This is a genomic window from Pseudomonas wuhanensis, assembly GCF_030687395.1.
Lineage (GTDB): Bacteria > Pseudomonadota > Gammaproteobacteria > Pseudomonadales > Pseudomonadaceae > Aquipseudomonas > Aquipseudomonas wuhanensis.
Map to the genome: position 1 here is coordinate 445,996 of NZ_CP117430.1, position 14,121 is coordinate 460,116.

Genomic DNA, 14,121 nt, shown 5'->3' on the forward strand with positions numbered 1-14,121 from the left:
TATGGGTGATCGGCACGACTATGTGGCCCTTGAGTGGGTCAAAGGCGAGATTGCCGAAACGCTGAAGCAGGCTCATCAGGCAATCGAAACCCTGATCGACGACCCGCAGGCGACGCACGCGCTGAGCGAGTGTCTGGCCTGTGTCCATCAGGTTCACGGTAGTTTGCAGATGGTCGAGTTTTACGGCGCGGCCCTGCTCGCCGAAGAAATCGAGCAACTGATCAGCGCCTTGCAGCAGAACCGCGTCAACCATCGTGACGAGGCGATCCATCTGTTGCTGCACGCCCTGGGGCAATTGCCGACTTACCTCGACCGGGTGCAAGGCGCCCGTCGCGATTTACCTTTAGTCGTGTTGCCGCTGATCAACGACCTGCGCAGCGCCCGTGGCGAAAGCCTGTTATCGGAAACCAGTCTGTTCAGCCCGCAACTACCGGAGCTGCCGCCCCTGAGCCAAGACGCCCTGGCGCTGCTGGAACCGTCCGACTTGCCAAATGTGCTGCGCAAATTGCGGCAGATGTTGCAGATGGCCTTGGTCGGTTTGTTGCGCGAGCAGGATGACGAAACCCACTTCGGTTATCTGGCCAGGGTGTTTGCGCGCCTCGAAGCGCTGTGCGGCAATGCGCCCCTGAGCCCGTTATGGCAAGTCGCTTCGGCGCTGGTCGAGGGCATGCGCAATGGCTCGATTGCCAACAGCCCGGCGTTGCGCAGCCTGTTCAAGGACGCCGACAAAGAGCTCAAGCGTTTGCTCGAACAAGGCATGCCCGGGATCAATCAACCGGCACCGCCAGAGCTGCTCAAGAGTTTGTTGTTCTATATTGCCAAGGCCGAACACCCCACCGGGCAGATGCTGACCATGAAAGATCGCTACTCACTTGACGATGCGCTACCCGACGGCGCAATGGTCGATGAAGAACGGGCACGGCTGGCCGGCCCTGACCGCGACGCCATGCGCTCGGTATTGTCGGCGCTGTGCGAAGAGCTGGTGCGGGTCAAGGAGCGCCTTGACTTGTTCGTGCGCAGCGACCGTCAGCACACCTCGGACCTCGAGAGCCTGCTGGCGCCCCTGCGGCAAATCGCCGACACCCTGGCGGTGCTCGGTTTCGGCCAGCCGCGCAAGGTCATCATCGATCAACTGGCGGTGGTGCTAAGCCTCGCTCAGGGCCAGCGTGAGCCCAACGACGCGACCCTCATGGACGTCGCCGGGGCCTTGCTCTACGTCGAAGCGACCCTGGCCGGCATGGTCGGTACCGTGGAGCCGGAAAGCCAGGAAGACAGCCGTCTGCCGACCACCGACCTGACGCAGATCCATCAGATCGTGATCAAGGAAGCGCGCATTTGCCTGCAACAGGCCAAGGACATGATCGTCGACTACATCGACGCCGACTGGGACCGCCAGCATTTGCAACCCTTGCCAGCGTTGCTGACCCAGGTGCGCGGTGCGTTGGCGATGATTCCGTTGACCCGCGCGGCGAGCCTGGTCGAGACCTGCAACGGCTTCATCCGCGAGCATCTGCTGGTGGACCCCGGCCAGCCCGGCTGGCAGCAACTGGACAGCCTGGCCGACGTCATCACCAGCATCGAGTATTACCTGGAGCGCCTCAGCGACGACCCCCAAGCACCGGGGGAACACCTGCTCGACGTCGCCGAAAAAGGCCTGGCCTCTCTCGGCTTCTTCCCCATCGAACAGCAGGTGCCGATGCTCAAGGATGTACTCAGCCCCAGTGAAGCCCTGGTCATGCAGGACATGCAGGAACTGGACGACCCCGAAACTGTTCAGTCTCTGGCCGATGTGTTGGCCAGCCCGGTGTCGTCCGTCAACCCGCCAGCCCTGACCACGCCGGGTAGCCTGTTGCCGCCACCCGCCGGTGAAGTACCGGTGGACGATGAGCTGCGAGACGTCTTCCTCGAAGAGACTGACGAGGTGCTGGAAATTCTCGAGGAGTATCTGCCGCGCTGGTCGGCCAGTCCCGACAGCACATCGGTCTTGAGTGAATTACGCCGCGCCTTCCACACCCTCAAAGGCAGTGGCCGGATGGTCCGTGCGCTGGTGCTGGGTGAGTTGGCCTGGGCGGTGGAAAACCTGCTCAACCGCGTGCTTGAACACAGCGTCGCCCCAGGGCCGGCGGTGCAACAACTGGTGGGCGATGCACTGAAGCTGTTGCCGGAACTGGTGGCCGAGTTTGCCGCTAATGCCCAGCGCCAACGCAACGATGTCGATCAATTGGCCGCCCGCGCCCATGCCCTCGCCAAGGGTGATAAGCCGGTGCCCGATGAGGACGTGCAGGACGTCGCGGCGCTCGATCCGCTGTTGCTGGAGATCTTCCGCAACGAAGCCGAAACCCATTTGAGCAGCCTCAACCGCTTCCTCGACCAAGCCTCCGAGCACGTACCGCTGCAGGCCAGCGACGAGTTGCAGCGGGCGTTGCATACGCTCAAGGGCAGCGCCTCGATGGCCGGCGTGCTGCCGATTGCCGAGCTGGCGGCGTCGCTGGATCAACTGGCCCGGGAATACAAGGCGCACCGGATTGCCCTCGACCTGGACGAAGTCGAATTGCTGCTGGAAGCCGAAGGGCTGTTCCGCCTTGGGCTGCGACAGCTCAAGAGCGACCCGTTGGCCGACATTCCCGATGCCCGCTCATTGATCGAGCGGACCCACGCAGTGCTGGCCGAGCGACTGCAAAGCCTGTCGAGCGCACCCAACACGGGGCTGCGGATCAAGCGCGATCCGCAACTGATCAACAACTTCCTCGCCCAGGGCATGGACATCCTGCTGGACGCCGAAAGCCTGTTGCAGCGCTGGCAGCAGCATCCCGGCGAGCGGCAGGAACTCAGCGCGCTGCTGGACGAACTGACCACCCTCGGCGAAGGCGCGCACCTGGCCGATCTGCATCCGGTGGATGAGCTCTGCGAAGCGTTGCTCGACCTGTATGGCGCCGTGGAAGAAAGCAGTCTGGCGGTCAGCGACAGGTTTTTCCATGAGGCGCAAAGTGCCCATGAAGCGCTGATCAACATGCTCGACGAACTGGCTGCCGGCCAGGAAGTCACTGCGCAACCGGAGCGCGTTCGGGCCTTGCGTGGCTTGCTCGATGAGAGTCTCGACCCCTCGTCCATGGGCCTGATCCGCAGCGACGGCAGTCGCACCCTGAGCATCCGCGAACTGGGCAGCGCCACCGCCGAGCTGGAGCAGAGCGCGACTCAGGTTGAGCTGGACGACGAAATCGTTTCGATCTTCCTTGAAGAAGCGGTGGATATCCTCGAAAGCGCCGGCCAGGCCTTGCAGCGCTGGCTGAGTGACCCGGATAACGCCGCGCCGCTGTCGTCCTTGCAGCGCGATTTGCACACCCTCAAGGGCGGCGCGCGGATGGCCGAGGTCGAGCCGGTCGGCGATCTGGCCCATGAGCTTGAAAGCCTTTACGAAGGCCTGGTGGATCGCCGCTACAGCCACAGCGAGGCGCTGGCGCAGTTGCTGCAAGAGAGCCATGACCGACTGGCCATGTTCCTTGATCAGTTGCGGCACAACCGTCCGTTGGGCGACCCGTGCGAATTGATCCAGGCTATTCGTGAGTTTCGCTTGGGCAATGCCGGCAGTGCGGACGTGATTGAACCGGCGGCCAGCAATGATTCGGCGAGCCATGATTCCGAGCTTCTGGAGATCTTCCTCGAGGAAGGTTTCGACATCATCGAAAACTCCGGCGCGGCACTGCTGCGCTGGCAGGCCGAGCCGTCGAATCGCCAGGAAGTGGAAACCCTGCTGCGCGATCTGCATACCCTCAAGGGGGGCGCGCGGATGGTGGAAATTGCGCCGATTGGCGACCTGGCCCATGAACTGGAATTCCTCTACGAAGGCTTGTCGGCGGGCGTGCTGCAACCCACCACCGAGTTATTTTCGTTGTTGCAACGCAGCCATGACCGACTGGCGCAGATGCTCGACGCCACCCGCGCCGGTCAGCCATTGCCGCCGGCCGATCGGCTGATCGATGCGATCAAGAATTTCAGCCATCCGGCGGTGCCCGAAACTTCGGCACCCGTGACGCTGCCTGTAGCGCCTAAAACCGAGCCAACCGCACCTCAATCCGAAGGCACCGACACGGTCAAGGTTTCGGCGGAGTTGCTCGACGACCTGGTCAACCTGGCCGGGGAAACTTCAATCTTCCGTGGCCGCATCGAACAACAGGTCAACGACGCACGGGTGGCCCTGAGCGAGATGGAAACCACCATCGAACGTATGCGCGACCAGTTGCGCCGTCTCGATACCGAAACCCAGGGGCGGATTCTCAGCCGTCAGCAAGTCGACGCCGAGCGCTTGGGCTACGAAGAGTTCGACCCGCTGGAGATGGACCGTCACTCGCAGCTGCAACAGTTGTCTCGGGCACTGTTCGAGTCTGCCTCCGACCTGCTCGACCTCAAGGAAACCCTCGAGCGGCGTAATCACGACGCGGAAAACCTGCTGCAACAGCAAGGCCGCATCAACACCGAATTGCAAGAAGGCCTGATGCGCACGCGCATGGTGCCGTTCGAGCGAATGCTGCCGCGTTTGAAGCGTATCGTTCGTCAGGTCGCCAGCGAACTGGGCAAGGACGTGGACTTCGTCGTTGGCAACGCCGAAGGCGAGATGGACCGCAACGTCCTCGAACGCATGGCCGCGCCGCTGGAACACATGCTGCGCAACGCCGTCGACCATGGGCTGGAATCGGCCGAGGTGCGGATCGCGGCGGGTAAACCGGCCCAAGGCAAGATCACCCTCGACCTGTCGCGAGAGGGCGGCGACATCATTTTCGACATCCGCGACGACGGTGCCGGCGTGCCGCTGGACGCCGTGCGACGCAAGGCAATCAAACGCGGGCTGCTCGACCCGGACAGCGACATCAGCGATCACGACGTGCTGCAATTCATTCTGCAACCGGGGTTCTCCACCGCCGAGAAAATCACCCAGATCTCCGGGCGTGGCGTCGGCATGGACGTGGTTCACGAAGAAGTCCGGCAGCTCGGCGGCAGCATGATCATCGACTCTGTGGCGGGTCAGGGCGTGCATTTCCGGATTCGCCTGCCATTCACCGTGTCGGTCAACCGCGCGCTGATGGTGCAATGCGGGGAGGATCAATACGCGATCCCGCTGAACACCATCGACGGCATCGTTCGCGTGTTGCCCAACGAACTGGAAGGGCATTACCGGCTCGATCCGCCAACCTACGAATACGCCGGGCAGCGTTATGAGTTGTGCTATCTCGGCGAACTGCTGAAAACCAGCACCCGTCCGAAACTACTGGGCCAGAGCCTGCCGTTGCCGGTGTTGCTGGTGCAGTGCAACGAGCGGCATGTCGCGGTGCAAGTGGATGCCATGGCCGGCACCCGGGAAATCGTGGTCAAAAGCCTTGGCCCGCAATTCGCCGCGGTGCAGGGTTTGTCCGGCGCGACGATTCTGGGTGATGGCCGGGTGGTGCTGATTCTCGACCTGCTGGCGCCGATCCGCGCGATGCAAGCGCGGGTGCCGCAACGGCCGGTGACCCAGGACGTAGAGCCCGAGTCGCAACGACCGTTGCTGGTGCTGGTGGTCGATGATTCGGTCACCGTGCGCAAGGTCACCAGCCGTTTGCTGGAGCGCCACGGCATGAACGTGCTGACCGCCAAGGACGGTGTCGACGCCATGCTATTGCTGGAAGAACACAGGCCCGACCTGATGCTGCTGGACATCGAAATGCCGCGCATGGACGGCTTCGAAGTGGCGACTCAGGTGCGCGCTGACGAACGCTTGCAGCATCTGCCAATCATCATGATCACCTCCCGCACCGGCCAGAAACATCGCGACCGCGCCATGGCCATCGGCGTCAACGACTACCTCGGCAAGCCATACCAGGAATCGGTGCTGCTCGACAGCATCGCCCGGTGGAGCAAAACCCATGCATGAACACCGCTCCAGCAACCTCACCGGCCTGTTGCTACCGTTGGCCGACCGCAACCTGATCCTGCCCAACGTCGCTGTCGCTGAACTGATCGACTATCAGCCGGGGGCTTTCGATCTCGATACACCACCGTGGTATCTGGGGCGGGTGGCGTGGCGGGAACGGCAAATTCCATTGCTCAGTTTCGAGTCGGCGTGTGGCAATAAAGTCGCGATCGGGGAACGGGCGCGGATCGTCATTCTCAATGCCCTTGGCGGGCGGCCTGAGCTGAAGTTCATTGCGCTGCTGGTGCAGGGGATTCCGCGTTCTTACAAGCTCGACAGTCAGTTGAGCTATGTGGATGTACCGTTGTGTTCGCTGGAGAAGGCGGCGGTGCAGGTGGGTGAGCAAGTGGCGAAGGTGCCTGACTTGCTCGCGCTGGAAGACCTGCTTGTTACAGCAGGGTTAGCCCACTGATCGTTCCCACGCTCCGCGTGGGAATGCCTCAAGGGACGCTCCGCGTTCCATCTCGCGAAAGGGACGCAGAGCGTCCCGGGCTGCATTCCCACGCAGAGCGTGGGAACGATCGTTTGTGCGCTAAACCCCGGCCCGAGCCTTCATCTGCAACGACTCATGATGATCCAGCACGCGCTCCACCAACAACTGCACGCCATCGGCCAAACGGCTGAGCGCCAAGGCTACGGAGCGGCGTGAGCCTTCCACATCGTCCGCCAGATCGGCCGCAATGGCGCTGATGGACAGCAGGTCTTCGGAGGCATTGGCCAGAAGGGCTTCGGTGTCGATATCGGGGGAGACGGTGAAGAGCTGGGATTTGCGGCGTTTGGCCGGTTTTTCGTGGAGTGGGGGGAAGTAATGGGAGAAGGCGCGGTCGGCGGCTTCCTTCATTTTTTCTGCATCGAGGGAGGCTTGGGAATCGACGTCGGTTTCCGGGGGATTGGGAGTAGCTTTGAACATAGTGAAGCTCCATTTAATGAGTTTCAGCTGCTCCATCGGGTTCCAATCGAAGGGGTGGCAGCTGTACGCGGGCTGGAACCCGGGCAAACGGACAAAACCCGACAGACACTAAGGTCTCCCGCGCACAGCCGCCATAACGGAGTGCACACATTAAAGGTGCGCAAGCATACGTTATGAAAGGCGCTTTTGCCTCGTTAACACCACGGGGTTCCAATCCCGGTCGCTGAGTTTGCAGCGACCCCCAAACGATAAAGATCAACGCAAAACCGCACCAGTCAGCGGGTTCCGGCATTGCTGTAGGCAGCGACGCCAGACTGCGTAGCCTCACACCGTTCCTACAGACAAACTTTTAAACACAAAACCCCAGGCTGTCGGACCTCGCCACAAAGGTTTATGCGTCAGGTTGAAGATTCCCAAAAAGGGACCGTTCGGTCCTATTTTGGGACTTCTCGGTTGTTTACTCTCTGCCATGAGCTACGGGGATTGTTCTGGCCCCTTCGCGGGCAAGCCCGCTCCCACAGGTCTTGTGGGTGGCTCAGGATTCGCTGATCGTTCCCACGCTCTGCGTGGGAATGCCTCAACGGACGCTCCGCGTTCGGCTTTTTGGGACGCAGAGCGTCCCGGGCTGCATTCCCACGCGGAGCGTGGGAACGATCATGAGACTCCATAACCAACCATTACCCTGACCGTAACAATCCAACACGCTGCTTGATTGATGCCCCCCACCCAACACTCCTAAGGTGACCCCACGACAGCGAACCCGTGGAGTGGTCATGACAACAACAATATCCCCCGACTCGCGATGGACGCGGCGGCGCAGCGAAAAGCAGCGGCGTCTCGAGCTGGTGAAGGGGCTTGCCGACGGTGTGGTGCTGCCCACCGACAAGATCGTTGCGGCGCTGGAGGCGTTGATTCTGCCCGGCGACCGTGTGGTGCTGGAGGGCAATAACCAGAAGCAGGCGGATTTCCTGTCTCGCTCCCTGGCCAAGGCCGATCCGGGCAAGCTGCATGACTTGCACATGATCATGCCCAGCGTCGGGCGTTCCGAGCACCTGGACCTGTTCGAGCGCGGCATCGCGCGCAAGCTCGACTTCTCGTTCGCCGGCACCCAAAGCCTGCGCATCAGCCAGTTGCTCGAAGATGGCCTGCTGGAAATCGGCGCGATCCACACCTACATCGAGCTCTATGCGCGGCTGGTGGTGGACTTGATCCCCAACGTCGTACTCTCGGCCGGTTTCATGGCCGACCGTGCCGGCAACATTTACACCGGCCCAAGCACCGAAGACACGCCCGCGTTGATCGAACCAGCGGCCTTCAGTGACGGCATCGTCATCGTCCAGGTCAATCAATTGGTGGACGATGTCAGCGACCTGCCTCGCGTGGATATCCCCGCGTCCTGGGTCGACTTCGTGGTAGTGGCCGACAAGCCGTTCTACATCGAGCCGCTGTTCACCCGCGACCCTCGGCACATCAAGCCTGTGCACGTGTTGATGGCGATGATGGCGATCCGCGGGATCTACGAAAAACACAACGTTCAGTCGCTCAACCACGGCATCGGTTTCAACACCGCCGCCATCGAATTGATCCTGCCGACTTACGGCGAGTCCCTCGGCCTCAAGGGTAAGATCTGCCGCAACTGGACGCTTAATCCGCACCCGACCCTGATCCCGGCCATCGAAAGTGGTTGGGTCGAAAGCGTGCATTGCTTCGGCACTGAACTGGGCATGGAAAACTACATCGCCGCCCGGCCTGATGTGTTCTTCACCGGGCGCGATGGTTCCCTGCGTTCCAACCGGATGTTTTGCCAACTGGCCGGGCAATACGCAGTGGACCTGTTCATCGGCGCGACGTTGCAAGTGGATGGCGACGGTCATTCCTCCACCGTGACTCGCGGTCGTCTGGCCGGTTTCGGTGGCGCGCCGAACATGGGCCACGACCCGCGCGGTCGCCGCCATGGCACGCCGGCCTGGCTCGATATGCGTCACGACGATGCGCCCGAAGCGTTGCTGGAGCGCGGCAAGAAACTCGTGGTGCAGATGGTCGAGACCTTCCAGGAGGGCGGCAAACCGACCTTCGTCGAAACCCTCGACGCGGTGGAGGTGGCGAAGAAAAGCGGCATGCCGTTGGCGCCGATCATGATCTATGGCGACGACGTCACCCACCTGCTCACTGAGGAAGGCATCGCCTATTTGTACAAGGCCCGTTCCCTCGAAGAACGTCAGGCGATGATCGCGGCCGTGGCCGGGGTGACCGCCATCGGCCTGCGCCATAACCCCAAAGACACCGCGCGCATGCGCCGCGAAGGCCTTATCGCCTTGCCCGAAGACCTCGGCATCCGCCGTACCGACGCCACCCGTGAGTTGCTCGCAGCGAAAAGCGTGGCCGATCTGGTGGAGTGGTCCGGTGGCCTCTACAACCCGCCCGCAAAGTTCAGGAGCTGGTAATGCACGCATTCAACCTGCAACCGAAACCTTTAACCCTGGCTGAGCGGCTGGCGGATCTCGCGGTGGACGCGCTGATCGACGAAGCGGATCTGTCGCCGAAACCGGCGCTGGTGGACCGTCGCGGCAATGGTGCGCACACCGATTTGCACCTCGGGCTGATGCACGCTTCGGCGTTGTCCCTGTGGCCGGCGTTCAAGGCAATGGCGGACGCGGCCATCGAGTTTGGCGAAGTCGGTTTATCACTGCGCGAAACCGTTGGGCGGATTGGTCGTGAAGGCGAGCAAGAAATGCTCGTCACCACCAACGGCGTGAACACCCATCGTGGGGCGATCTGGGCGTTGGGTCTTTTGGTCACTGCCGTCGCGCTGGAACCTCAATCCTGTGCCGCAAGCTCAATCGCTTTGCGCGCTGCGCGCTTGGCCTTGCTCGACGACCGTTACTCGCCACGTCCTTTAAGCCACGGTGTCCAGGTCGCCCAACGCTACGGCGCACGCGGTGCTCGTGAAGAGGCGCAGCTTGGTTTCCCTGCAGTGATTCAACGCGCACTGCCGCAACTCAAGCTTAGTCGCGCCGCCGGCCACGGCGAACAGAACGCCCGGCTCGACGCCTTGCTGGCGATCATGACGACACTGTCTGACACCTGCGTGCTCTACCGCGCAGGCGAGCTTGGCCTGCACACCATGCAACTTGGCGCTCAAGCGGTGCTCGACGCCGGCGGCAGTGCCAGCCTCGCCGGTCGCCGCCGTTTGCATGAGCTGGACCAACAATTAATCGCGTTGAATGCCTCGCCCGGCGGCGCTGCGGACTTGCTCGCAGCCTGCCTGTTCATCGACCGTATCGACTCGGGCGACGGCATCTTCCAGGGAGCGTTTTGATGGAAACCTTATCCTTTGAATTCCCCGCCGGGCAGCCGCCACGGGGCAGGGCGCTGGTGGGCTGCGTGGGGTCGGGCGATCTGGAAGTGCTGATCGAGCCGGGGCTGGCGGGCAAATTGACGATCCAGGTGCAGACCTCGGTCAATGGCAGCGAACAACGCTGGCAGCATCTGTTCGCGCGGATGTTCGATGGCCAGACGCCGCCGGCGATGACGATCGATATCCACGATTTCGGCGCTACCCCCGGCGTAGTGCGCTTGCGTCTGGAACAGGGCTTTGAGGAGATCGGTCATGACTGATAGCGCAGCGCTTCTCAACAAACACAGCTTCGTCGAACTCGGCGCTCGGCAACGAGCGAAAGCCTTGCTCGACGCGGGTACTTTTCGTGAACTGCTCGACCCGTTTCAGCGGGTCATGTCGCCATGGCTCTCGCGCCAGGGCGTGGTGCCGCAAGCCGATGACGGTGTAGTGATCGCCAAAGGCAACATCGGTGGTTTGCCGGTGGTGATCGCGGCCATCGAAGGCGCGTTTCAGGGCGGCAGCCTGGGTGAGGTCGGCGGGGCGAAGATCGCCGGTGCGCTGGAATTGGCCGCCGAGGACAACCGCAAAGGCATTCCCACGCGCGCCGTGTTGCTGCTGGAAACCGGTGGCGTGCGTTTGCAGGAGGCCAATCTCGGGCTGGCGGCGATTGCCGATATTCATGCGGCGATTGTCGATTTGCGCCAGTACCAACCGGTAGTCGGCGTGGTCGCCGGCAGCGTCGGCTGTTTTGGTGGGATGTCGATTGCCGCCGGGTTGTGCAGTTATTTGCTGGTGACCCAGGAAGCGCGCCTTGGTCTCAATGGCCCGCAGGTGATCGAGCAGGAAGCCGGGCTTGAAGAATACGACTCCCGCGATCGTCCGTTTATCTGGAGCCTGACCGGTGGCGAGCAACGTTTCGCCAGTGGGTTGGTGGATCGCTATGTCGCTGACGACGTGGCGCAGATTCAGCAGCAGGTTAGCGAGTTGCTCCAGCAGGGTTTGCCGGCGCAGCAACGTAGCCGCCAGGCCGAATGGTTTCTGCAACGGCTGGCCAGCCTGGACGCCGAACCGCAAATCGAGCCGGCGACGGTTCGCGATCTGTATCAAGGAGAGCGCTCATGAGTTCGTATTCCCTGAGAGGCTTGAACTGGTTCAACGCCTTGAGTGCCGGCGCGAAACCGGTCGAAGGTTTGCCGGCGTCGTTGAAAGTCGCTGACGGCTTGTTGGGTGGGCAGCCCGTGCGGTTTATCGCGGTGGTGGCCGATCCTGACAACCGTTTCGTCCGTGCCCGCAATGGCGAGGTCGGTTTGCTGGAAGGCTGGGGCCTGGCCAAAGCGGTGGATGACGTCATTGCCGCGGATAACGACAAACCTCAAAAACGCGCCTTGATCGCCATTGTCGATGTGCCGAGCCAGGCTTACGGCCGGCGCGAAGAAGCCCTCGGCATTCATCAGGCCCTGGCCGGTGCGGCGGACAGTTATGCCCGTGCCCGGTTGGCCGGCCACGCAGTGATCGGTTTGCTGGTGGGTAAAGCAATGTCCGGGGCGTTTCTCGCTCATGGTTATCAGGCCAACCGGCTGATCGCGTTGCGCGATCCGGGCGTGATGGTGCATGCGATGGGCAAGGCGTCGGCGGCGCGGGTGACCTTGCGCAGCGTCGAAGAACTGGAGGCGTTGGCCGCCAGCGTGCCGCCGATGGCGTATGACATCGACAGCTTTGCTAGCCTGGGTTTGCTTTGGGAAACCTTGTCGGTAGAGCAGATCGAGCAGCCGACGACGGCGGATCTGGCGCGGGTGAACGAGTGTCTGGTTCAGGCGATTGAAGATGTCGAGGCCGGTCGTCGCGATTTGAGCGGCCGCTTGGGTGCGAACAATCGCGCCGCGTCGAGCAAGGTTCGCCAATTGCTGAGAGCGCAGTGGTGAATACGTTTCTGGCCCACGACCTGCTGTGGGGGATGACCCCGGAGCAGTTGCCTGCGGATGCGCCTGCGTGGGTGGTCGAGTCGATCAGCGCGGGTCAGCCGGTGGTGGTTCGGCGTGCGATGACTGCGCCGGATCAGATTGCGGTCGGGGTGCGCGGACGCTTGCGCGAGCAGCGTTATGCAACGTCGATGGCGATCACGGCGATTTCACGTCGGGTAAGGCCGGAAGAGCTGTGTCATGTCGAGACGACTCGGGATCTGCCGGCCCTGCGAGCGCTGGCGCAATTGCGACCAATGCTCGACACCTGCGATTGGGTGTGGGGTGTCAGCGGCAGCGCCGGGTTTGAATTGGCCAGCGGTTTTGCGGCGTTGCATGAGCGTAGCGATCTCGATTTGATCCTGCGTACTCCGCAACCGCTGAGCCGACTTCAAGCGCAAGAATTGGTGACGCTTCTCGGCACCGCTGAGTGCCAGGTGGACATGCAGTTGCAGACGCCCTACGGCGCTGTTGCTCTGCGCGAATGGGCCGGTCCTTCACATCGGGTTTTACTCAAAAACGCCAATCAAGCGTGTCTGGTCAGCGATCCGTGGAACCCACAGGAGCAAGCAGCGTGAGCAGCTTGTTGGTGTTCCCCGGCCAGGGCGCGCAGCAACCGGGCATGCTCCATCGTTTGCCTCGGGAAACGGTTAACGAAGCAAGTGAAGTCCTCGGTGAAGACGCTTTGCTTTTTGACTCCGCCGAGGCGTTGCAGTCGACGAGGGCGGTTCAGCTATGCCTGCTGATTGCCGGAGTTGCCGCTTCACGTCAGTTAGCAATGGCGCCGGATTACGTGGCCGGATTGTCCATCGGTGCTTATCCGGCAGCGGTGATCGCGGGGGCCTTGAGCTTCAGCGATGCGCTGCATCTGGTCAGCCTGCGCGGTGAACTGATGCAGCAGGCTTATCCTCAGGGCTACGGGATGACGGCGATCATCGGTCTGGAACTGGCGACGGTGGAAGGGTTGCTGGCGCAGGTTCACAGCGTCGACACACCAGTCTATCTGGCCAATATCAACGCCGATAACCAGATGGTCATCGCTGGCAGCGATGGTGCGATGAAAGCCGTTGCCGAGTTGGCGAAAGGGTGTGGCGCCGGGCTGGCCAAGCGTCTGGCGGTCAGCGTGCCGTCCCATTGCCCGCTGTTGGAAACACCGGCGAAAACCCTGGCCGAAGCCTTCGCCAAGGTGCAATTGAAAACGCCGACGCTGGGTTATCTGAGCGGCAGCCGCGCCCGGCCTGTCACCCAGCCCGACGCCTTGCGCGACGACCTGGCCTTCAACATGTGCCGCGTGGTGGATTGGCGCGGCACGGTGCAAAGCGCTTACGAGCGTGGCGTACGCCTACAGATCGAACTGCCGCCCGGTGCGGTGTTGACCGGGCTGGCGCGCCGGGTGTTCGAGCAAGGCACCGTGATTGCCTTCGACGGTGCGCGGCTCGATACCTTGCAGGCGCTGTTGCGTGAGGAGGGAAGCCGACAACCCTAGATCACCGACTCAGGCTGCGAACTACAAAAACAACAATTCCGACGATGCACTTTGAGGACTACAGCAATGATTATTTACGGTGTGGCGCTGTTGGCGATCTGTACGCTGGCAGGGGTGATCATGGGTGACATGCTTGGCGCGTTGCTGGGCGTGAAGTCCAATGTCGGCGGGGTCGGGATCGCAATGATCCTGCTGATTTGCGCGCGGTTGTGGATGCACAAACGCGGCGGCATGACCAAGGATTGCGAGATGGGCGTCGGCTTCTGGGGCGCCATGTACATTCCGGTGGTGGTGGCGATGGCCGCGCAACAGAACGTCGTTACCGCTCTGCACGGCGGCCCGGTGGCGGTGTTGGCGGCGATCGGTTCGGTGGTGCTCTGCGGCTGCACCATTGCCCTGATCAGCCGGACCCACAAAGGCGAACCCTTGCCCGATGAACCTGCGGACATAACGCCGGTTGGCGCACCGGCAGGAGGTCGCTGA

11 protein-coding genes are annotated in these 14,121 nt (G+C 62.2%); 10 read left to right on the forward strand and 1 reads right to left on the reverse strand.

What is annotated here, in order from left to right:
- Nucleotide 1 precedes the first annotated feature (1 nt).
- Together PSH88_RS02105 and PSH88_RS02110 are read left to right on the forward strand one after the other, a co-directional pair.
- Nucleotides 2-5,905, forward strand: a complete 5,904-nt coding sequence (locus PSH88_RS02105) for an Hpt domain-containing protein (protein WP_305424717.1) — start codon at nt 2-4, stop codon at nt 5,903-5,905.
- Nucleotides 5,898-6,356 (forward strand): chemotaxis protein CheW, encoded by a 459-nt coding sequence (locus tag PSH88_RS02110; protein ID WP_305424718.1) that lies wholly within the window; start codon nt 5,898-5,900, stop codon nt 6,354-6,356. The genes PSH88_RS02105 and PSH88_RS02110 overlap by 8 nt, the downstream gene beginning before the upstream one ends.
- Before the next feature lie 120 nt (nt 6,357-6,476).
- Here PSH88_RS02110 and PSH88_RS02115 read toward each other — a convergent pair whose 3' ends face one another.
- Nucleotides 6,477-6,854: a DUF6124 family protein gene (locus PSH88_RS02115; RefSeq protein ID WP_305424719.1), complete on the reverse strand. Its 378-nt coding sequence runs from the start codon at nt 6,852-6,854 to the stop codon at nt 6,477-6,479.
- 773 nt (nt 6,855-7,627) lie between these two features.
- Between PSH88_RS02115 and mdcA the strand changes: the two genes are divergently transcribed.
- The 8 genes from mdcA to madL all read left to right on the forward strand — a co-directional run bounded on the left by mdcA (nt 7,628) and on the right by madL (nt 14,121).
- A complete protein-coding gene (gene mdcA / locus PSH88_RS02120; RefSeq protein ID WP_305424720.1) occupies nt 7,628-9,298 on the forward strand; it encodes a malonate decarboxylase subunit alpha in 1,671 nt (556 codons plus the stop codon).
- Nucleotides 9,298-10,173 (forward strand): triphosphoribosyl-dephospho-CoA synthase, encoded by an 876-nt coding sequence (locus PSH88_RS02125; protein WP_305424721.1) that lies wholly within the window; start codon nt 9,298-9,300, stop codon nt 10,171-10,173. The genes mdcA and PSH88_RS02125 overlap by 1 nt, the downstream gene beginning before the upstream one ends.
- Nucleotides 10,173-10,472 (forward strand): malonate decarboxylase subunit delta, encoded by a 300-nt coding sequence (locus PSH88_RS02130; protein ID WP_305424722.1) that lies wholly within the window; start codon nt 10,173-10,175, stop codon nt 10,470-10,472. Before PSH88_RS02125 ends, PSH88_RS02130 begins: the two co-directional genes overlap by 1 nt.
- Complete coding sequence (locus PSH88_RS02135; protein WP_305483458.1) at nt 10,465-11,316, forward strand: biotin-independent malonate decarboxylase subunit beta; 852 nt, start codon at nt 10,465-10,467, stop codon at nt 11,314-11,316. Before PSH88_RS02130 ends, PSH88_RS02135 begins: the two co-directional genes overlap by 8 nt.
- Entirely contained in the window at nt 11,313-12,116 is an 804-nt protein-coding gene (mdcE, locus tag PSH88_RS02140) for a biotin-independent malonate decarboxylase subunit gamma (RefSeq protein ID WP_305424724.1), read from the forward strand. The genes PSH88_RS02135 and mdcE overlap by 4 nt, the downstream gene beginning before the upstream one ends.
- On the forward strand, nt 12,110-12,730 hold the full coding sequence (locus PSH88_RS02145) for a malonate decarboxylase holo-ACP synthase (protein ID WP_305424725.1): 621 nt from the start codon (nt 12,110-12,112) through the stop codon (nt 12,728-12,730). The genes mdcE and PSH88_RS02145 overlap by 7 nt, the downstream gene beginning before the upstream one ends.
- Nucleotides 12,727-13,638, forward strand: coding sequence for a malonate decarboxylase subunit epsilon (mdcH, locus tag PSH88_RS02150; protein WP_305424726.1), 912 nt, complete (start codon nt 12,727-12,729; stop codon nt 13,636-13,638). Before PSH88_RS02145 ends, mdcH begins: the two co-directional genes overlap by 4 nt.
- A gap of 66 nt (nt 13,639-13,704) precedes the next feature.
- Nucleotides 13,705-14,121 (forward strand): malonate transporter subunit MadL, encoded by a 417-nt coding sequence (madL, locus tag PSH88_RS02155; protein WP_305424727.1) that lies wholly within the window; start codon nt 13,705-13,707, stop codon nt 14,119-14,121.